Here is a 19,276-nt window from a genome sequence, read left to right on the forward strand (position 1 = left end):
ACAATCCGAAAATTGCGGAATATTGCTTTACTTTCTCGGCTCCATTCGCACTAAATACTGATCGTTTTCATCTTCAAAAAGAACCTGAACGACCCAGCCTTCTTCGTGGGCAATTTTAATTAAAGTTTCTTGATCCAGGTAAAGCCATTTGAAAGATTCACCTTTGATTCCTTTAAATTCATATTGGTATCCTATTTCACCGAAATAATATTCTGGACGCTGGATGCGGTATTCTTCATATAAATAAGAGATATCTGAACTGTCGAATAATAATTGACCTTTATCCGTTAATAATGTCTTGCTATGTGCTAATAATTTTCTGAATCCCTCTAAAGTTCCAGCCAACCCAATGCCATTCATCAAGAATAATAGTGTGTCAAAATTTTGCTCTTTCAAATCGAAAAAATCTTTTTGAATATGTTTTTGTACACCACGTTGTTGCATGATATTACATGCCGTATTCGAAATTTCTAAAGCGGTAACATCAAATTTTTTCTCTTGTAAGTATAATGCATGTGCGCCTACACCAGCACCTACATCCAATACTTTACCATCGCAAAGGGATAAGGCGATAAATTCTAATTCAGGAAAGTCTTCTGCATCACGAAAAAACACTTCTACTGGCATCTCTTCGATATCACCATATGTACTGTGTAATAGTAATGGTGTATTCAACTCTTCTTTTTCAAAATATTCGGCTAAAGCTTCGCCGTAAACGTCCCTATGCATGCTTATCAATCTGTAAATATCTTTTTGCCATTTCAATCTCTTTTGGATCGCCCGTGTGTTTCATTGCTTCGTCTGAGAGCTTGATAACAGGTGTCCATTCCCCATCTTCAGGTAAAGTATCGGTCATTTTCAATACAATATTCATCCGCTCAAGACCTACGTCATTCGTGAAATCTGTTCCTATTCCAAATGAAATCCCGATTTTCCCTTTACAGAAGTTTACTATCCGTTCTACTTTATTGTAATCTAAGCCATCTGAGAAAATGATGGTTTTGGAATTTGGATCAATGCCTTTGCTTATATAGTGGTTGATAGTCTTTTGAGCAAATTCAATAGCATCACCCGAATCATGTCGCACACCATCAAATAATTTGGTGAGTTTTTTGTCAAACTGTTTAAAAAATGCTTCTGTAGTGTAGGTGTCTGAAAGTGCTATACCCAAGTCTCCTCTATATACATTTGACCAGTTTTCTAATCCCAATAGATTAGCCATTTTGTAACCATATTTTGCGGCGTGAAACATAAACCATTCGTGTGCATGCGTACCGATGGGTTTAGTTTGGTATTTCATAGCTAGATAGACATTGCTAGTGCCAATGAAAGTCTTTGAATTATGACTTTTTAGTGATTTTATTACCAGATCATGGACAGCAAAAGAGTGCCTTCTTCGTGTTCCAAAATCAGCTATGGTAATATCCAGTTTGTCATATTTTTGCATCTTATTTTCTACAATTGCAGCGACTTCCCGGTCAGGTAATCGCTCAAGACCTGTTATATCGTAGTATAATTCACAAATAAGTGACATTATTGGAACTTCCCAAAGAATCGTACGGTACCAATAGCCTTCAATTTTCACAGTCAAATCTGATCCATTTTGTGTAATCTCAATTTCATCAGGATCGTAACGATATCCTTGTAAGAAATCAAAATAGGTTGGGTCGATATAAGGGCAAGTTTCAGCAAAGAACTTCTTCTCTTCTTTTGTTAATTTCAACTTTCCTAACTCCTGAATGGCTTCTTTAAGTTTTTCTGCAAAACCAGCTGGATAGAGATGTTTTCCTCTATTGATAAATTGATATTTAGCTTTTGCTCTTGGAAATAATTTTGTCACCGCATACTGCATGGTGAATTTGTAGAAATCGTTGTCTAAAAAAGATTCAAGTCTTGCCATAGAAGTTGTTGTGCTAAATGGAACCCTTACTAAAGTTTACTTATGCGATAAAATCTTGTCGAAATTACATAAAAAAAGCGAGCTAAGTTATTTAGCTCGCTAAAATGCTGTATTAACATTTGTAAATATAATTATCTTCTACTTCTTTCAGAACCATTACTTCCTCCACCACGTTGCGTGTTTCCAGCGGATCTGCTGCCTGTAGATGGAGCGGATCTCTCAATTCGTGGAGAAGATGACCTACCTACATTCGAAGATGATTGTGAACTTCTTGAGTTTGATGTTTGAAAGACAGGGTTTGTATTTCTTACACTACGCTCTTGCGTTCTTTGTTCTCTTTGCGGTTGAACTCTTTCCTGACGCTGTGGTTGTGTTCTCTGCTCGCGTTGCGGTTGTGAACGTTCAACACGTTGTGGCTGTTCATTTGTTCTAGATGTTACTGAGCCTCTATTTTGCACATTGCTTCTCTCACGTGTAACCTCATTTGAGTTACGTTGTACAGGGCTACGTTCCATCGTTCTAGAGTTGCGTCCATTCGTGCGATTTTCATTTTCACCTCTTTCAATTGTTGAGCGAGAATTTGAATTTCTGTTTGTAACAGCCCTTTCTTGTGTTCTATTTTCTCTATTTCTAACAGATGTATTGCCATTATTATCGATATGCATTTCGCGTGTAGCATTTCTAGCGGCACTTCTATTATCTCTACTTTCTGTGTTTCTGTTTACTTCACGTATAGATGAAGATCTTCTGTCGGAAGTAACGGAACGGCTAGTTGTTCTGTTGTTGTCACGTTCTGGTCTGTATATTGAGACATTTCTACTGTCTACACGTGAAGCACCCGGGCGATCAGATTGTCTTACGCTTCTTACATCGATTTTTCTACCTACCCCACGCTCCATATCTCTATGTGAAGGACCTCCGTAATAATTGTGGTTGTTTACAACATATGTGTTATTGATAATCGTGGTTCTATTGTAAATGTTTGTACGCCCATAATACGCATGTCTATGAAAATTACGTGAATAGATATGACGCATAGGGGCAAAGCACCATGCTGAAACTGGCAAGTTAATAGATATGCTTACGCCGACACGAGGTGACATTGGAGCCCATCCATAATAACCGTTACCAGAGCGCCAATCTACCCAAGCTGGTCCCCATTCATAGCCTGGTATCCATCCCCAGCCGCGGTAAGAGTTGTGCACCCAACGACCATAGTGAAATGGAGCCCATCCCCAATCGTAATTTGATACCCAAGTATTACCATACTCTGTCATGGTCCAATATCCATTAGTGCTATATGGTCTAAAATTTCTTCCTTCATTAGGATACCAAATGTCACCATAGCTGGGGTCCATATCCCAATTACCATAAGGTGATAACTCATCATAGAATACATCTAGAGAAACCTGTCCATAAGCTTGTGCTTTGACTTGATTCGAAAACATGACACTGGAAAATGTCAGTATCAATGCTGATATATAAAGGGGGAATTTCCAGTTTTTCATATCGTAAAAATTAAAATGTAAATATTTTTTATCTATTTGTTGGTATGACAACGAAAAGTGAAGAAGGGTTTAATTCCATATTGTTAATTTTTTCGTTATTAAGTCTACAAGGCTTTGACTTATTTATAAATGATTTCGTGAATTGCTTTTGGAGTTCTGAATTTTTAAAATGATAGTTAAAACAATTTATCGATTTTTGATATTAGTTATTTTAGTCTTATAATGTAAGAGTGGTCATTTAAAATTTCGTACATTTGTGCTGTAAATTTAGTTACAGTACATTATAATTTTTTAATACGTTCAAAAATATAAATGGGAAGGAAAATCAATAATTTACTCCTCGAATTTGCGAGTTTGCATCGTTTTCTAATGCGTTTTTTTCGAGAGTTAGTGACTCCTCCATACGAGTTTAAGGAGATTATTCGTCAATGTTATGAGGTCGGATGGAAGTCTTTCCCACTTATTGGGTTGACAGGGTTTATCGTTGGATTCGTTTTTACGAAGCAATCTAGACCCTCTTTGGAGGATTTTGGTGCTACTTCTTGGTTGCCGGCTTTAATTTCTATAGCTATCGTTAGAGCGTTAGCGCCGTTGGTTACAGCGCTTATTGCTTCTGGTAAAGTCGGTTCACAAATTGGAGCTGAATTAAGTTCTATGAATGTTACTGAGCAAATAGATGCCATGGAAGTTTCGGGTACTAATCCTTTCAAATATTTAGTGGTAACTAGAGTCGTTGCTACTACAATTATGATCCCTGTATTGTGTTTTTATATTGCAGCAATTGGGTTATTCGGAGGTTATTTAAGTATTATCGGACAAGATCAGCTAAGTCTTTTAAGCTTCTTTACACAAGTATTTGATAAAATTGCTTTCATAGACATTTTTGCGATGGCATTGCGTGCAATTGTTTTTGGATTTACGATTGGATTTGCGAGCTGTTATATAGGGTATAACTCTTCTAAAGGTACTGAAGGAGTTGGAAAGGCAGCGAATTCAGCTGTTGTAGCGTCGATGTTTATCGTTTTTATAGAAGAATTATTGATAGTACAACTGTTGGCAGTTATAACACCATTAATATCATAAATTATGGAAAAGATCCAAAATAGAATAATCTATGATGATGCGGTTATCAGTGTCGATAAGTTGAGTAAATCTTTTGGTGATCGTCAAATTCTTCGTGATGTAGATTTGAAGTTGTATAGAGGCGAAAATTTAGTTGTTTTAGGACGATCAGGAACAGGTAAATCAGTTTTGATTAAATTAATCTCTGGATTATTAAAACCTGATTCAGGAACAATTAATGTCTTGGGCGAAGTGGTAAACGAACTCAAAGAGCGTGATTTGATGAAATTGCGTCTGAAAATTGGTTTTTCGTTTCAAAATAGCGCCTTGTACGACAGTATGACTGTGCGTGAAAACCTAGAATTCCCTTTGGTACGTAATAAACGTAACTTGACAAGAGCGGAAATCAATCGTGAAGTAGAGGATGTATTAGAGGGAGTTGGGCTGTTGCAGGCTATTAATCAAATGCCGTCCGAACTTTCGGGAGGACAAAAAAAGAGAATTGGTATAGCGCGAACATTGATTTTGCGACCTGATATAATGTTGTACGATGAGCCTACAGCAGGTCTAGATCCAATTACGTGTTTGGATATCAATACCCTGATTAATGAAGTTCAAGAGCGATACCAGACATCATCAATCATTATCACACATGATTTGGCTTGTGCGAAGATGGTAGGAGATCGCATGGTTATGCTATTGGATGGGAAATTTGAGAGACAGGGTACCTTTGCGGAAATTTTTGATACGGATGACGATCGTGTTAAGCCGTTTTATGATTATAATTTTATTGTATAATATTTTTTAGAAATGAGTGCTTCAGAAAATAAAAAATCATTAATAGTTGGACTTTTTGTTTTTATTGGATTAATTATTTTAGTTGCAGGTATCCTTGTAATTGGTACGCAGCAAAATAAATTTAGCAAAAACATTAAAGTAGTTTCATATTTTAAAGATGTCAAAGGGCTAAAGGTTGGAAACAACGTTTGGTTTTCAGGTGTTAAAGTAGGTATTGTGAAGGATGTGGCATTTGAAGGGGTTGAGAACGTTCGTGTGACTATGAATATTGAAGAAAAAAATAGTCAATTTATTCGTAAAGATGTCTTGGCTACGTTAGGATCCGACGGTTTGATTGGTAATTCTATTATTAGTCTAGTAGGCGGTTCTACGGAAACTCCACAAGTTGAGGAAGGTGATGTGTTAAAAACCGGAGCAAGTGGTGGTATGGAACAGATGATGGGGATGCTGCAAGAGAACGGAGCAAATCTTTCAGTTATCACTTCTAATTTCGCAAAATTGTCGCAACAAATGGTCGATGGTAAAGGTACAGTTGGAGCATTGATGACAGATGATGCTATTGCTAATAATTTGAAAACTTCGGTTGCTTCAATGAATAAGGTAATGTCTGATGCAAATCTAGCAGTAAACAATCTAGTCATATTAACGCAAAAATTGAACAGCAATCAAGGCTTAATCCATGATTTAACAACAGATACAAAAGTATTTGCTTCCTTACGTGATGCTGCTGCTCAACTGCAAGGCGTGACGCAGACGGCAAATGCTTTGGTTGGGAATTTGAATAAAACTTCTGAAAGATTAAATGATAAGGATAATGCTATAGGTGTATTGACAAATGATCCTGCATCAGCTAATGAGATTAGACAAATCCTCAAAAATCTAAATACCTCTACGCAAAAATTGGATCAAAACATGGAGGCTTTGCAAAGTAACTTTTTGTTAAGAGGTTTCTTTAAGAAAAAGGAAAAAGAAGCTCAAAAGGAAGCTGAGGTAGTTAATTAGTATTTCATTTATAAAAGTAATGTCTGTAATAACAGAAGATGATGTCTTATTTGAAGACAATCATATAATCGCAATAAACAAACGAGGCGGTGATATTGTTCAGGTAGATAACTCTGGAGATAAGTCCCTCGAAGAAATGGTCAAGGATTTTTTGACTGTAAAATATAATAAGCCTAATGGTGCATTTATAGGTGTTATTCATCGATTGGATAGGCCCGTGAGTGGAATGATTGTCTTAGCAAAGACGAGCAAAGGCCTAGACAGAATGAATAAAGCTTTTCATGATAGAAAAGTTAAAAAAACCTATTTGGCCGTCGTAAAAGAAAGACCTCCTCATAAGTCAGGTAAATTGACAAATTGGTTGCTACGCGACCGTAAAAGAATGATTACCAAAGCATACGATCGTGAAGTGAAAAATGGAAGTTATGCAGAATTGGAGTATGATGTAGTGGGCCAATTGGATGGATATTACCTACTTCGTGTTAATCCACTGACTGGGCGAACACATCAAATTCGTTGTCAATTGGCTTATATGGGTTGCCCGATTGTAGGAGATAATAAATATGGATATCCGCGTGGGTCATTGAGACGTACGATATGTTTGCATTCCCGGTCTTTAGCATTTGAACATCCAGTAAAAGAAGAGATGATGTTCATCGAAGCTCCTTTACCAATTGATGGTTTTTGGGAAAAATTCAATGTCCTTTTGAAATAGTATTCTTACAATATTTTGATATTATAATAGTTACCTTTGAAGTATGAAATTATTTCGAATCATTTTTCTGAGTTTTTGTATTGTGATAGGAACAAGTGTGTTAATGCCTTCTAAGCTAGATGCGCAATGTGCAATGTGTTCATTGAATGCTGAAAATAGTACTCAAAACGGTAATTCACAGGGTAAGGGTTTAAATAATGGAATTCTTTTTTTACTAGCTTTTCCATTTCTTCTTGGAGGGGGGATAGCGATTCTTTGGTATACTAAATTCAGACATAAAGAAACAAAGTCTCCTATTTTGTAGGAGACTTTGCTTTTATAAAATACTTGCTATTTATAGATACTTCATCGTACTATCAAACAGAAAAGCTTTTTCAAGATGGTTTTCTGCGATATACTCCTGAAGTAGGATTAATTTTTCTTTTTGAAAGTTAGGAATATCTGAGGGATATTCGAACATCAGCTGAACACAGTAGGTTTGTCCTTCGTGTGGAGAATCTAACATTTTTAATAATTTAACCCCTTCAGGAAGCGTTGAAAGCCAGTTTTCTCTTACCCATTGGATCAGGGACTCATGCCGCTCATTTTCGACAATTATTGATATGTTGTATAGATACATGTCACAAAGTTAGAAATTGCTTTTAAATATGCTGTAAAATTAAGGTTGCAATTGATGAAATATGTGAGAAAATTATTTTATTTGAATAGAAGTAGAAGATTTATGAATATTAAGGGGATATTAAAGTTAGTGCTTGTTACATTATCAACGTTTATTTACAGTTGTGGTGATAGTGTAAAGGAAGATTTAATACCTATTCAAGATTTTTTTGATAGACCAGACCATACAAATTTTAAAATCTCACCTGACGGCAAGTGGGTGGCTTATTTAGGTTTGGAAGATCATTGCAAGAATATTTTTATCCTGAACCTAAGTAATCCTGACTCATCTAAGCAGCTCACTTATCAAAATAGTCTGAACGTACAATATTATTTTTGGGCAACAAATGATAGTATTGTTTTTTCTAATGCGCAATCCTATCAAGATAGCCTTAGATTATTTACAGTAGATATACATTCTGAGCAAATTAACCCACTTTTTGAGACCTCAAAACACACAATAAAATGGCTTTCGCCCGCTAGAGCTTTCAATGGGTATCTATTTGCACAGATGAATAGAAGGGATAGCACAGTCATTGATTTGTACAAAATTCCTTTGAAAGGAGGACAACCTATTTTGGTAGATGAAAATAGTAATCATTTTAATGATTGGTTTGTTTCTTCTGATGGTAAAGTCCGTATAGCGTTATCAAGTGATAGTGTGCAAGATAAATTGTGGTATAGGGAAGATGAAAACAAAAGATTTAAGGAGGTTTTAGAAACAGATTTTGCTTCATTAATATATCCATTAGGTCCTGTTAAGGATATTAATAATTCCATTTATGCGCTTTCAAATAGAGGGAGAGACAAAGTTGCTTTGGTAAGATTGAATTTAGAATCAGGTCAAGAAACCATCCTTTCTAAGAATGATGAAGTGGATATGAATGCTGATGGCTATTCTTTTGCAAGGCAGGAAGTGTTATTTTCTACAGCATTTGATAAAAGAAAAGCAACAACAATATATAATAAGGAACTAAAAAACATATATCTTCAAATCTCATCTAAATTTGAGGGTAATAGCGTTGATATCATTGAGGTAGATAGTTCTTTTAATACAATTTTATTCAGAACGTATACAGATACCAATCCTGGAGGTATATATTATTACCATAAAGGTATAATTAAGGAATTGACACCACTGAATCCATCATTACGTGACAAAAAACTATCTCATATGGAAGAAATAGCTTTTGATTCAAGAGATGGAAAACGCATCAAGGGTTATTTGACTTATCCCCTGAAAAAACAAGATAAGTACCCCGTTGTTGTATTGGTACATGATGGGCCAAATCGTCGCGATGTTTGGGGGTTTAACTCAGAAGTGCAGTTCTTGGCAAATCGTGGTTATGCTGTATTTCAGGTGAACTTTAGAGGTTCTGTAGGATTAGGGAAAGAATTTTATGTAGCAGGATTTAAGCAGTGGGGTGGGGAAATTCAAAATGATATTAATGATGGCGTTGCTTGGCTTATTCATAAAGGAATTGCGGATAAAGATCGCGTTGCTATTATGGGTACAGGTTTTGGTGGTTATTCAGCTTTATATGCAGCCTGTTTTAACCCTACCATGTACAAATGTGCCATATCATCATCAGGGTATATCAATTTGTTTACGTATTTCAAAGAATTTCCGCCTTATTATAATTCATATAAACAACTGTATTATAGAATCATTGGGAATCCACAGAAAGAGTATGAGTTGTTTAAAGCCATTTCACCGTTATTCCATGCAGATAAAGTTCGAATGCCGGTTCTTATGTTTCAAGGTGGAAAAGATCGGTATAATACAATGACGGATGTCAACCAATTTGTGCAAAAATTGCGAAGCAACAATGTGGAATTAACGTATATTTATAAAGAAGATGAAGGGCGGCGATTCAGAAAGGACGAAAATATTATTGAATTTTATCAAAATATAGAAGCTTTCTTAAAAGAGCAGATGAAATAATGGCAAGATTTGATTCGAGATACAAAAAAAATCTAGGCTTACTGATAGTCTTTTTGCTTTTTGTCACACTTCTATTTGTTATTTCAGTTTTTTTTGCGCGCACTATTACTACGAATTTTGTTCAGACTGATTTTAATAATCGTAAAGCCGAAGTTTTTGATGAAACAGTAAAGGATTTCAACGAGTTTTTTCAAGAAAAGATACCTGAGGTGGCGTATTATCAGGGGTTCATGGATTCTGTGCAAGCGAAAGATTTTTCAAACTCCATCTTGCGTAAATATCCATTTGTTCAAAAAATTGAATTTTCAGATATTTTGTTTACGAACATTGACTCCGTTGAACGTCAGATGCGTATAGGTAATTTTGGCGCCTCCACAAAATCGAGTTATCTCTATGAACTAACTTCTGATTACCGTCTTCAAAGTTCTAAGCAAGTTTCGAACGGTGATCTTTCCTCTAATGAAGAACTTTATAGTATTTTTCTAAAATTATGTACTTACTTAGGTCGTGATAATGTAGACACATCACGTATTTCGAATACAGATATATATAATCTTTTTTATAATATTCAGCCTGGTAAAATTTCATATATGAATATTCCTCGAATGACAGATGTGCTTTCTTTCAGGAGTATGATGGTAGATGTTAACTATCAAAAGTCGAGCTATGAGCAAGACTTTTATGTTTTCTACATCCTTCCAACAAAAATTCAGATTAATAATAAATACCCTAATCTCTATGAAAATGTAAGTATCAAGCCAGTTGTTGATCAGTATATACTTGATGAAGCTGTGTTTTTAAGGACAGAGATTGCTTTGCCGGGTGCATTATCAGATTATAAATTGCAATTTGTAACATCGGAAGGACATATTACAAAAGAAATTAATAAATGGTTTTTTCCAGTTGTAGGTATATTGATACTCATTTATTTAGTTTTGCTATTGTTGGGTTATTTGATCTACCGAAATGTATTGGCTAATAATCGTATGTATCAATTGCAATATGATTTTATTAATAATTTGACACATGAATTCAAAACACCAGTAAGTGTCATAAAGATTGCTGGTAATAATATTAAAAGTGCAGAGCAGCTGAGTGAGGGAGAAAAGAATATGTATGGTCGTATATTGGATCAGGAAGCCGACAAGCTCAATAGTTTAATGAATAAGTTACTTTCTTTTGCACAAATTGAAAATAAATCCATTAAATTTAATGGTGAGTTTATAGATTTGAATGAATTTTGTCAGCACATGTTTGAATCGACGCGAATCAAATATCCAGACCTGAATTTAAAGGACAGTGTGAGTGTCAAAAGTGAAATTTATGCTGATCCAATCCTACTGACAAGTGTATTTCAAAATTTAATAGATAACGCTTATAAATATTCTAATCCGACGAATCGTTTTTTAGAAATAAAAGTTGAACAAACTAAGAAAAATTTCGTTATTTTATTCAAAGATCGAGGGATTGGGATAGACAAAAAAGAATTTAATAGTATTTTTAAGAAATTTTACCGCGTAAAGAATCAATTTAACCAACAAGGAAGTATTGGGCTAGGGTTAGCTTTTTGTAAGGAAATTACAGAGTTTATGGGAGGTGAGATTAAAGTAGAGAGTGAGTTGAATGTAGGCACTTGTTTTATGTTGATATTTCCAATAGTAATCAAAAAAGTATAAAATATATGGATAGAGATATTACAATAGCTGTCATTGAAGATGATGAGAACTTACGTTTTTTGATTAGTCATCGTTTGCAGACCGAACGCTATCAGGTAGTACAGTCAGGCAATGGTATAGAGGCAGAAGAGTTAATATTGTCCGTTCAACCTGATATAGTGCTTTTGGACTGGATGTTACCAGGTAAAGAGGGGATAGATGTATGTCAAGATGTGCGTAAGCAGGGGTTTGAAAATATCATCATTATGATGACTGCCAAATCTCAAGATGTAGACAAGATTGATGCTTATAGTCATGGGATTACTGATTATATAACAAAGCCATTTAATATGGATGTGCTTGTGGCTATGATTGATAATAAGGTTCGTTTTTTCGTGCCTAAAAATTCGAATAAGGATATACATATTTTTGGCAATACAGAGCATCATCCACATATTCACTCTCTGATTCGTGATGGTAAAAAAGTTGAGTTGACTATACTAGAGAATCGTATTCTATTGCACTTTTTACAAAATATGGGTAAAGAGATTACGCGTGAAGAATTGATGGAGGTCGTATGGGGCTACAGCTCTAATGTGAATACACGTACGCTAGATATGCATGTCGTGCGTTTACGAAAAAAAATAGAAAACAATCCAGACAAACCTACTTACTTACAAACTGTACGTGGTTTGGGTTATAGATTTGTTGACGAAGAATAGATTTTTAATTATTTGGAAGTTCGAGATATTTAATATATCTTCGTGTATAACGATGAACAAGACCATTTTCTCATAGAGCGAATGGTCTTGTTTATTTTTTTATTAATTTTTATTGTTAAATAATTAAGTTAAAATATATAATTATGGCAGAAGTAACTTATTACACCGAAGAGGGGTTAGCAAAGCTCAAAGAAGAATTACAGTATTTGAAAACTGAAGGCAGAGCTAAAATCGCTAACGCAATTTCAGAAGCTAGAGACAAAGGTGATTTGTCTGAAAATGCAGAATACGATGCTGCAAAAGAGGCTCAGGGGTTGCATGAAGCTAGGATTGCTAAATTAGAAGATGTTTTGGCAAGTGCACGTTTGATTGATGAGTCTAAATTGGATTTATCGAAGGTATTGGCTTTGTCAATAGTGCGAATCAAAAACAAAAGGAATGGTGCGGAAATGACTTATCAGTTGGTTTCGGAGACTGAGGCAGACTTGAAAGCAGGTAAAATTTCTGTTAAATCACCAATCGCACAAGGTTTACTAGGTAAGTCTGTTGGTGAAACGGCTGTTGTCACAGTTCCAGCAGGTGAAATTGAATTTGAAGTATTAGAGATTTCAAGATAGAATATTATTAGGTTATGAGCGGTATTGCCATAACCGCTTATAGTACTAAACAATTTGTAATAAAGGATTCTAAAATTTAGAATCCTTTATTGTTTTTATAATAGAAGATATTTGTAATATGAATATCAAACGTTTGCAATATAACTCTTGATGTTTTTTATATTTTAGTATATTTGCGAATACACAAATTTGATATAAATTTATGTCTACTATATTTTCGAAAATTCTTACTGGAGAGATTCCTGCTTATAAAGTTGCAGAAAGCAATGACTATTTGGCTTTTTTAGACGTTTCTCCATTGACACCAGGGCATGTTTTAGTGATTCCTAAGAATGAAACAGATTATATATTTGATATTAATAATGATGAATATATGGGCTTGTGGGTGTTTGCTAAAATTGTGTCACAAGGTATCAAAAAAGTATTCCCATGTAAAAAAGTTGGTGTGGCTGTGGTAGGTCTTGAAGTGGCTCACGCACACATTCATTTGATTCCATTGAATAAGGTAAGTGATATGAGCTTTGATAAACCAAAATTATCATTGCCAGTGGAACAGATGCAAAAAATCGCTGACGATATTCGTCATGCTATCTCTGAAGTGACTAATGCTGAATAACCTTTGCAGCTAAAGTCTTTTATTTAACAACTATGCAAGAATTTTTATTTTCATTTCAGCAGCTAATGGATCCTGAGTACTTACTGAGTCATGGTGGATTCTATATAGTATGCTTGATCGTATTTGCCGAAACAGGTCTTTTCTTTGGGTTTTTCTTGCCGGGAGATTATTTGCTGTTCTTGGCGGGATTGTTTTGTGCTTTGAACAAAATTGATGTAAGTATTACAGCTATGTTTTTAGGGATTTTAGGATCAGGTATTGCTGGTAATTTTGCGGGTTACTGGTTTGGCTATCGAGCCGGGCCGATGCTTTTCAAAAAGGAAGATTCCTGGATATTTAAGAAAAAGTATATTGTAATGGCTGAAGAGTTCTACCAAAAATATGGCGGAACAGCTTTGGTGATAGGAAGGTTTGTGCCAATTATTCGTACATTTGCGCCAATATTTGCAGGAGTTGTAAAGCTGGATTTTAAAAAGTTTGTCCTATATAATGTTTCTGGGGCACTTATTTGGGTCGGTGTTTTGACACTTTCTGGATATTATTTGGGTGAATTATTTCCAGATATCATTAATTATGTAGAATATATAGTAGTAGGGATGATTGTTATTGCATTCTTACCTATTATCATTGCTTTGCTTAAGAGATGGTTAAAAAATAGAAAACAAAAATAAACAACATATAAACAGAATAAATATTAATGAGTACACAACATCCTTGGCATCAAGTATCTCCTGGAGATGACGTGCCAAATTCGGTAAATGCCATAATTGAAATTCCTAAAGGTTCAAAAGCGAAATACGAAATTGATAAAGACAGTGGTTTAATTAAATTGGACCGTGTATTATTCTCTTCGGTAATGTATCCAGCAAATTACGGATTTATTCCTCAGACATATTGTGATGATAAAGATCCATTGGATATCTTGGTTATTAGTTCAGTGGATGTTTATCCTATGAGTTTGATTGAAGCTAAGGTTATCGGTGTGATGCACATGATTGACGGTGGTGAGCAAGACGATAAAATTATTGCTGTAGCTAAAAATGATGTTTCAGTAAATTATATCAATGATTTATCAGAATTACCTCCGCACACGATGAAAGAAATTGTACGTTTCTTCCAAGATTATAAGGCATTAGAAGGTAAAAGTGTAGAGGTTCAAAATCTATATGGACGTACTTATGCACAAAATATCATTAAAGAAAGCATTGAGCTTTATAACACTGAAATAAGAAATAAATAATCAAATGGCTCTAGATATTTTTTGGACATTTTTATTAGTTTTTGCAAATGGCTTTTTCGTCGCCGCTGAGTTTGCGATTGTCAAAGTAAGGGCATCACAAATTGAGCTACAAGCAAAATCCGGAAGCAATGTGGCTAAGATTGCAAAGAATATTACGGAGCATTTGGATAAATACCTAGCTGCAACACAGCTAGGTATTACTTTAGCATCACTTGGTTTGGGATGGATCGGTGAAGAAGTCATGACAGAGATTGTCAGTCATTTGTTTGGGTATTTTCATATTGATATTTCACAGGGCTGGGCTAAAGGTTTAGGTATAGTAATAGCTTTTGGTACTATTACATTTTTGCATGTAGTGTTGGGTGAATTGGCTCCAAAATCTATAGCAATTCAAAAGCCTATCGCAACAACGATGAAAGTCGCGATCCCTTTAAGGCTATTTTATTGGTTTCTGATGCCTCTAATTTATGTTTTTAATGGGTTTGCAAATTTTTTACTGAAATTAATCGGTATAGAACCACATCCTAATGAATCTAATCACTCATCGGAAGAACTTCAATATCTTTTAGATAAAGGAAAGGAGTCGGGTGCATTAAATATTTCAGAGCATGAGCTTATTAAAAATGTTTTTGATTTTAATGAGCGTATTGTAAAGAATATTATGGTGCCACGTACTAAGATTATCGCAGTAGAGGTTAATGATACCACAGAAGAATTTATTAATACAGTAACTGAAGAAGGATATTCTCGTATCCCTATCTATGATGACAATATTGATAAAATTGTAGGTGTTGTTCATACAAAGGATATTCTTCCAATATTGTTCAAAGGAAAGCTAATTGACTTGAAGGATATTATGCGCAAGCCTTATTTTATTCCAGAAACAAAGAAAATAAATGATTTGATGGCTGAATTTCAGCAAAAGCGTATTCAAATTGCATTTGTGTTGGACGAATTTGGCGGTACTTCAGGTATGGTTACTTTAGAAGATATTGTTGAAGAAATTGTTGGTGATATTCAAGATGAATACGATGAGGAAACACCTGTAGTCGAGCAAATATCAGAAACTGAATTTATGATTGATGCGGGAGCGAGCGTGTATGATGTTAATGAATTCTTGCCAATAGAACTACCAGAAAGTACAGATTATGACACCATAGCTGGCCTTGTAAGTCATGTGTTTGAAAAAATACCTGATGTAGGGGAATCCATTGAAGAATTAGGTTACCGTTTTACTATTATGAAGAAGACACAACAAAATATCGAGTTTGTTAAACTGGATGTGGTTGAGGTCGCTGGTGATGAACATTCAGAATTTTAAAATGCAGCTTTTTTTTACTCCTGATATAGAATCTCAACATAAGTCTTTTATTCTTAGTGAGGAAGAAAGTAAACATGCTATTCGTGTATTACGTCTTACTGTAGGTGAGATAATACATTTAATTGACGGCAGAGGGGGGATTTATGAAACTGAGATCATTGATGCACATCCCAAACGAACAACCTTACGTGTTTTATCAGTACAAGAAAATTTCGGTAAAATATCCTATAAGATTCATTTAGCGGTGGCTCCAACCAAGAATATTGATCGTATTGAATGGTTTTTGGAGAAAGCAACAGAAGTTGGTCTAACTGAATTTACTCCTGTTATTTGTGAACATTCAGAGCGTAAAGAAGTAAAAGTAGAGAGATTAGAAAAAGTAGCTGTAGCTGCAATGAAGCAATCTTTGAAAGCATATATTCCTAAAATAAATCCTGCTATTACATTTTCCAAATTTATTGATCTAGCAAAAGACAGTGGTTATACAAAAGGTATTGCACATTGCGTTGATAGTGAAAAGAAATTTATTTCAACATCTTTCAATCCTAAGGGTAATTATCTTATTTTAATAGGTCCTGAAGGAGATTTCTCTGAAAAAGAAATAAGCCAGGCATTAGATGCTGGCTTTGTTCCTTTGTCTTTAGGAGAAGCAAGGCTGCGTACCGAAACAGCTGCACTAGCTTCTGTTATTGAAGTTTCATTATTGAATCGTTAACGCACTATTACTGCATCTACAATTTGGATTTCGGCATTACCTTTTAATGGTTCGGGATTAAATACCATTTTACCCTTAACTTTGAACGGTTCTTCTGTAAACTTCACTGTTCCATTTTTCATAAATATTTCTACCATCGGAGGTATGCCGTTTGTTCCACAAAATTGACATTGAGCAATTGGAAGTACAGACAACATGAATGTGCTGTGATTACGCCCACTTGTAAGCGGGACCAAGTAACCTGGAAGTTCTACAATTTTATTCTCTAATTTTTTAAGATCGGCTGGATAATGTGGTGTATATACTTTTTTATTACCACTAGTAGTAACTTTGTACATCATTTTGTCAATTGCCTCCCATGTACTATTCATCATAGGGGTATGATCAGGTACATCAAGACCTTGTTTAAATCCACCTATTTGTGCATTTGTGGCAATGGCAATAAAGAATGATGCGATTATTATTAAATATTTTTTCATTTATTTTGATGCTAATATGTTCGAAATAGTAGTTTTATAAGCCTTAATGGCAGGTACAATACTGGCTAAAATACCAATTACAATAGCAGCTATTAAGATTATTACTTCATTTGGATTTATTGAGAAAGCCTGTATGAAATCAGCACTTTGACTTGTTTGTAAACTGATGTAGTATAAGATGATATGTCCTAAAATTAACCCAATCACTCCTCCGATAAACGTAATTACTAATCCTTCGACTAATGTAATAGCAAAAAGTTTAGCTTTAGTAGCTCCTAAAGTCCGCATAATGGCTAAATCATATTTGCGATCTTTCAAGGCATTGTACAAACTGATAAAAACGCTAAATCCAGCGATAATCATAATTACATAAGCCAAAATCTCAAGAGAATCAAATCCAACTCCTAATAAAGAGAAAATTCGAGAACTTTCTATTGCAGGAGAAGCTGCTTGCATCTGTGTGCTTTGATTAATCATTCGAGGAAGAACTGAAATTGCTGCCGGTGAATTGTATTTAACTAACAAAGCTGTAATTTCAACACCTTGATCTTGGATCATATCTTCCCCTATACTCTTTATAAAGGCATTATCCTGGGGTTTTTCCGTTACTAATTCTTCTTTGTGTGGATGCGAAGATTCTATATGCTCGTGTTGATGAGCCTCATGACTGTGACCGTGTTCCGTATGATCATGGTCGTGTTTATGCTCTTCTTTTTCATTATTTACCGCAATAGGTGCTTCATTTGTATGATTATGATGCTCCTCATGTTTGTGGTCATCGTGTGAATGATCGTGTTCATGATCGCAATGTTCACCATGAATATGTTCGCCATTATGCGCTATCCCATGAACTTCCCAGACACTGGCTAAGTTGCTAAGGATTAAATTATCCGCGACAGATTGCGCTGGTATTAAGATGCCTACTACGGTGAAAGGATGATCATCGTGCTGATGTGCATCTGCTGATAGACCATGGGCACTGAATATTTTATCACCTATTTTCAGATTATGTTTACGCGCTACCTCAGCTCCTAAAACTACTTCAAAAGATTTGCTCCATAATTTCCCGTCTTTCAATTTCAAATTATATAGCTCTAAGAAACTTGCATCTGTACCAATTATTCTGTGGCCTTTGTAGTTGTCTCCGAGAGAAATTGGCGTGGCCAGTTGCACAAGGGGATTTTCAGCAATTTTATTCGCTTCTATCATCGGAATATTTCCAGTAGGATTATCTACATGATAAAGCGAGCTCAAGATAAGTTGCATAGGACTGCCTTTAGCGCCCACAACTAAATCTATATTTTTGGTGTTGTTTTGTAATTGTTTTTCGAGTGTTGTTGAACTAATATAAATTACAATTAGGATAGCAACACCAAAAGCTGTTAGCAAAATACTCAATAGAGTTGAACCCCATTGTTGCGTAATATTTTTCCAAACAAGAGATAACGTATTCATAGCTAAAAATTATAATTGATAGGTGTTGGCAAAATATGATTTTATTCTTGTATCATGTGTTGCTATTAATAATGTTGCATGGTAATTAGATGCTACTTCTAATAGCAAATCAATTGCATGTTTGGTGTTGGTGTCATCAAGTGCTGCTGTAGGTTCATCCGCAATCAACACTTTTGGTTTATTAATGACTGCGCGCGCTATTGCTGCACGTTGTAATTGTCCTCTACTTAATTGATTTGGGCGTTGATTTGCTTTGTCTCCAATGTTTAGCTTTGCCAAGATTGCATTTACAGCGTTTTTATCTTGTTTTTCTCCTGCCAAATATTGCGCAAGTAAGATATTTTCGGCTATGGTTAGATTTTTGAGTAAGTGTGCATCCTGAAATATAAAACCCATATTCTTAGCTCTGAATAAATCACGTTGTTGTTCACTTAACGAATAGATATCTACATCATCAATTATTACTTTTCCAGTCTTAGGTAATGATAAGCCACCCAAAAGATGTAATAAAGTTGTTTTACCACTTCCTGATTCACCTAAAAGTAATGTGTGTTGATTTTTTTCTACATCTACAGTAGCGAAATTTAGCTCCGATGAAGAATCATATTGGAATGTGAGATTTTCTGAACGTATCATTGATTTTTAAATTCTAAAAAATGCATTTAGATAATGTTTAAAGGTATTGACAATAGATTACAATAGAAAATTCTATTCAAATTATTACACCATTAACACACTTTTCTAATTAAAGAAAAATTAATCTTATCACAATATTCAACCTAGATTCCCTTATAAATATATAAGGAATCAAGTTTTGAAGAGATTGATTAACATTAACTTAATGATTCTGTCATGGAATGGTAATTTAA

At 34.8% G+C, this 19,276-nt stretch carries 21 protein-coding genes; 14 read left to right on the plus strand and 7 right to left on the minus strand.

Annotated features, from left to right (window positions below; translation table 11 throughout):
• Positions 1 to 27: 27 nt before the first annotated feature.
• From IPZ78_RS13085 to IPZ78_RS13095, 3 genes are all read right to left on the minus strand, one after another.
• On the minus strand, positions 28 to 729 hold the full coding sequence (locus IPZ78_RS13085) for a class I SAM-dependent methyltransferase (RefSeq protein ID WP_225554408.1): 702 nt from the start codon (positions 727 to 729) through the stop codon (positions 28 to 30).
• Complete coding sequence (gene pncB / locus IPZ78_RS13090; protein WP_225554410.1) at positions 722 to 1,900, minus strand: nicotinate phosphoribosyltransferase; 1,179 nt, start codon at positions 1,898 to 1,900, stop codon at positions 722 to 724. The genes IPZ78_RS13085 and pncB overlap by 8 nt, the downstream gene beginning before the upstream one ends.
• A gap of 131 nt (positions 1,901 to 2,031) precedes the next feature.
• Positions 2,032 to 3,408 (minus strand): DUF6600 domain-containing protein, encoded by a 1,377-nt coding sequence (locus tag IPZ78_RS13095; protein ID WP_225554411.1) that lies wholly within the window; start codon positions 3,406 to 3,408, stop codon positions 2,032 to 2,034.
• Positions 3,409 to 3,720: 312 nt separating this feature from the next.
• On the opposite strand from IPZ78_RS13095, the gene IPZ78_RS13100 reads away from it, so the two are divergent.
• Genes IPZ78_RS13100 through IPZ78_RS13120 form a run of 5 tightly spaced genes read left to right on the plus strand, consistent with a single transcriptional unit; the run spans position 3,721 to position 7,289 of the window.
• The gene (locus IPZ78_RS13100; RefSeq protein ID WP_225554412.1) at positions 3,721 to 4,491 is read left to right on the plus strand and encodes an MlaE family ABC transporter permease; all 771 of its coding nucleotides are present in this window, start codon (positions 3,721 to 3,723) and stop codon (positions 4,489 to 4,491) included.
• A gap of 3 nt (positions 4,492 to 4,494) precedes the next feature.
• Positions 4,495 to 5,268, plus strand: coding sequence for an ABC transporter ATP-binding protein (locus IPZ78_RS13105; protein WP_225554414.1), 774 nt, complete (start codon positions 4,495 to 4,497; stop codon positions 5,266 to 5,268).
• 12 nt (positions 5,269 to 5,280) lie between these two features.
• The gene (locus IPZ78_RS13110) at positions 5,281 to 6,270 is read left to right on the plus strand and encodes an MlaD family protein (protein ID WP_225554416.1); all 990 of its coding nucleotides are present in this window, start codon (positions 5,281 to 5,283) and stop codon (positions 6,268 to 6,270) included.
• A 19-nt stretch (positions 6,271 to 6,289) separates the two neighbouring features.
• Complete coding sequence (locus IPZ78_RS13115; RefSeq protein ID WP_225554418.1) at positions 6,290 to 6,985, plus strand: RluA family pseudouridine synthase; 696 nt, start codon at positions 6,290 to 6,292, stop codon at positions 6,983 to 6,985.
• A 43-nt stretch (positions 6,986 to 7,028) separates the two neighbouring features.
• Entirely contained in the window at positions 7,029 to 7,289 is a 261-nt protein-coding gene (locus tag IPZ78_RS13120; RefSeq protein ID WP_225554420.1) for a hypothetical protein, read from the plus strand.
• Positions 7,290 to 7,319: 30 nt separating this feature from the next.
• Here IPZ78_RS13120 and IPZ78_RS13125 read toward each other — a convergent pair whose 3' ends face one another.
• Entirely contained in the window at positions 7,320 to 7,604 is a 285-nt protein-coding gene (locus IPZ78_RS13125; protein ID WP_225554422.1) for a DUF4286 family protein, read from the minus strand.
• A gap of 63 nt (positions 7,605 to 7,667) precedes the next feature.
• Here IPZ78_RS13125 and IPZ78_RS17325 point away from each other — a divergent pair, with 63 nt between their 5' ends.
• The 9 genes from IPZ78_RS17325 to IPZ78_RS13170 all read left to right on the plus strand — a co-directional run bounded on the left by IPZ78_RS17325 (position 7,668) and on the right by IPZ78_RS13170 (position 16,473).
• Complete coding sequence (locus IPZ78_RS17325; RefSeq protein WP_225554424.1) at positions 7,668 to 9,587, plus strand: alpha/beta hydrolase family protein; 1,920 nt, start codon at positions 7,668 to 7,670, stop codon at positions 9,585 to 9,587.
• Complete coding sequence (locus tag IPZ78_RS13135) at positions 9,587 to 11,263, plus strand: sensor histidine kinase (RefSeq protein WP_225554427.1); 1,677 nt, start codon at positions 9,587 to 9,589, stop codon at positions 11,261 to 11,263. The genes IPZ78_RS17325 and IPZ78_RS13135 overlap by 1 nt, the downstream gene beginning before the upstream one ends.
• 5 nt (positions 11,264 to 11,268) lie before the next feature.
• Positions 11,269 to 11,964, plus strand: coding sequence for a response regulator transcription factor (locus IPZ78_RS13140; RefSeq protein WP_225554429.1), 696 nt, complete (start codon positions 11,269 to 11,271; stop codon positions 11,962 to 11,964).
• Between the two features lie 143 nt (positions 11,965 to 12,107).
• A complete protein-coding gene (gene greA, locus IPZ78_RS13145; protein ID WP_225554430.1) occupies positions 12,108 to 12,581 on the plus strand; it encodes a transcription elongation factor GreA in 474 nt (157 codons plus the stop codon).
• Between the two features lie 202 nt (positions 12,582 to 12,783).
• Complete coding sequence (locus IPZ78_RS13150; protein WP_225554432.1) at positions 12,784 to 13,197, plus strand: HIT family protein; 414 nt, start codon at positions 12,784 to 12,786, stop codon at positions 13,195 to 13,197.
• A 32-nt stretch (positions 13,198 to 13,229) separates the two neighbouring features.
• Positions 13,230 to 13,868 (plus strand): DedA family protein, encoded by a 639-nt coding sequence (locus tag IPZ78_RS13155; protein WP_225554434.1) that lies wholly within the window; start codon positions 13,230 to 13,232, stop codon positions 13,866 to 13,868.
• A 26-nt stretch (positions 13,869 to 13,894) separates the two neighbouring features.
• The gene (locus IPZ78_RS13160; protein ID WP_225554436.1) at positions 13,895 to 14,437 is read left to right on the plus strand and encodes an inorganic diphosphatase; all 543 of its coding nucleotides are present in this window, start codon (positions 13,895 to 13,897) and stop codon (positions 14,435 to 14,437) included.
• A 4-nt stretch (positions 14,438 to 14,441) separates the two neighbouring features.
• Positions 14,442 to 15,758, plus strand: coding sequence for a hemolysin family protein (locus IPZ78_RS13165; protein ID WP_225554438.1), 1,317 nt, complete (start codon positions 14,442 to 14,444; stop codon positions 15,756 to 15,758).
• A 1-nt stretch (position 15,759) separates the two neighbouring features.
• Entirely contained in the window at positions 15,760 to 16,473 is a 714-nt protein-coding gene (locus IPZ78_RS13170; protein ID WP_225554440.1) for a 16S rRNA (uracil(1498)-N(3))-methyltransferase, read from the plus strand.
• Here IPZ78_RS13170 and IPZ78_RS13175 read toward each other — a convergent pair.
• The 3 genes from IPZ78_RS13175 to IPZ78_RS13185 form a co-directional block, all read right to left on the minus strand.
• A complete protein-coding gene (locus IPZ78_RS13175) occupies positions 16,470 to 16,952 on the minus strand; it encodes a hypothetical protein (RefSeq protein ID WP_225554442.1) in 483 nt (160 codons plus the stop codon). The two genes, IPZ78_RS13170 and IPZ78_RS13175, sit on opposite strands and share 4 nt — an antisense overlap.
• On the minus strand, positions 16,953 to 18,350 hold the full coding sequence (locus IPZ78_RS13180; RefSeq protein ID WP_262903875.1) for an ABC transporter permease: 1,398 nt from the start codon (positions 18,348 to 18,350) through the stop codon (positions 16,953 to 16,955).
• A gap of 66 nt (positions 18,351 to 18,416) precedes the next feature.
• Entirely contained in the window at positions 18,417 to 19,043 is a 627-nt protein-coding gene (locus IPZ78_RS13185; RefSeq protein WP_225554446.1) for an ABC transporter ATP-binding protein, read from the minus strand.
• Positions 19,044 to 19,276: the final 233 nt, after the last annotated feature.

Source organism: Sphingobacterium bovistauri, from assembly GCF_020295405.1.
GTDB classification, from domain to species: Bacteria; Bacteroidota; Bacteroidia; order Sphingobacteriales; family Sphingobacteriaceae; genus Sphingobacterium; species Sphingobacterium bovistauri.

What these genes read in the sequence shown, in the direction of transcription:
- IPZ78_RS13150 (WP_225554432.1), top strand. Translation starts at nt 12,784, where the DNA reads ATGTCTACTATATTTTCGAAAATTCTTACTGGAGAGATTCCTGCTTAT.
- IPZ78_RS13165 (WP_225554438.1), top strand. Translation starts at nt 14,442, where the DNA reads ATGGCTCTAGATATTTTTTGGACATTTTTATTAGTTTTTGCAAATGGC.
- pncB (WP_225554410.1), bottom strand. Translation starts at nt 1,900, where the DNA reads ATGGCAAGACTTGAATCTTTTTTAGACAACGATTTCTACAAATTCACC.
- IPZ78_RS13135 (WP_225554427.1), top strand. Translation starts at nt 9,587, where the DNA reads ATGGCAAGATTTGATTCGAGATACAAAAAAAATCTAGGCTTACTGATA.
- IPZ78_RS13170 (WP_225554440.1), top strand. Translation starts at nt 15,760, where the DNA reads ATGCAGCTTTTTTTTACTCCTGATATAGAATCTCAACATAAGTCTTTT.
- IPZ78_RS13100 (WP_225554412.1), top strand. Translation starts at nt 3,721, where the DNA reads ATGGGAAGGAAAATCAATAATTTACTCCTCGAATTTGCGAGTTTGCAT.
- IPZ78_RS13160 (WP_225554436.1), top strand. Translation starts at nt 13,895, where the DNA reads ATGAGTACACAACATCCTTGGCATCAAGTATCTCCTGGAGATGACGTG.
- IPZ78_RS13185 (WP_225554446.1), bottom strand. Translation starts at nt 19,043, where the DNA reads ATGATACGTTCAGAAAATCTCACATTCCAATATGATTCTTCATCGGAG.
- IPZ78_RS13085 (WP_225554408.1), bottom strand. Translation starts at nt 729, where the DNA reads ATGCATAGGGACGTTTACGGCGAAGCTTTAGCCGAATATTTTGAAAAA.
- IPZ78_RS13120 (WP_225554420.1), top strand. Translation starts at nt 7,029, where the DNA reads ATGAAATTATTTCGAATCATTTTTCTGAGTTTTTGTATTGTGATAGGA.
- IPZ78_RS13155 (WP_225554434.1), top strand. Translation starts at nt 13,230, where the DNA reads ATGCAAGAATTTTTATTTTCATTTCAGCAGCTAATGGATCCTGAGTAC.
- IPZ78_RS13105 (WP_225554414.1), top strand. Translation starts at nt 4,495, where the DNA reads ATGGAAAAGATCCAAAATAGAATAATCTATGATGATGCGGTTATCAGT.
- IPZ78_RS13140 (WP_225554429.1), top strand. Translation starts at nt 11,269, where the DNA reads ATGGATAGAGATATTACAATAGCTGTCATTGAAGATGATGAGAACTTA.
- IPZ78_RS13115 (WP_225554418.1), top strand. Translation starts at nt 6,290, where the DNA reads ATGTCTGTAATAACAGAAGATGATGTCTTATTTGAAGACAATCATATA.
- IPZ78_RS13125 (WP_225554422.1), bottom strand. Translation starts at nt 7,604, where the DNA reads ATGTATCTATACAACATATCAATAATTGTCGAAAATGAGCGGCATGAG.
- greA (WP_225554430.1), top strand. Translation starts at nt 12,108, where the DNA reads ATGGCAGAAGTAACTTATTACACCGAAGAGGGGTTAGCAAAGCTCAAA.
- IPZ78_RS13110 (WP_225554416.1), top strand. Translation starts at nt 5,281, where the DNA reads ATGAGTGCTTCAGAAAATAAAAAATCATTAATAGTTGGACTTTTTGTT.
- IPZ78_RS13095 (WP_225554411.1), bottom strand. Translation starts at nt 3,408, where the DNA reads ATGAAAAACTGGAAATTCCCCCTTTATATATCAGCATTGATACTGACA.
- IPZ78_RS13175 (WP_225554442.1), bottom strand. Translation starts at nt 16,952, where the DNA reads ATGAAAAAATATTTAATAATAATCGCATCATTCTTTATTGCCATTGCC.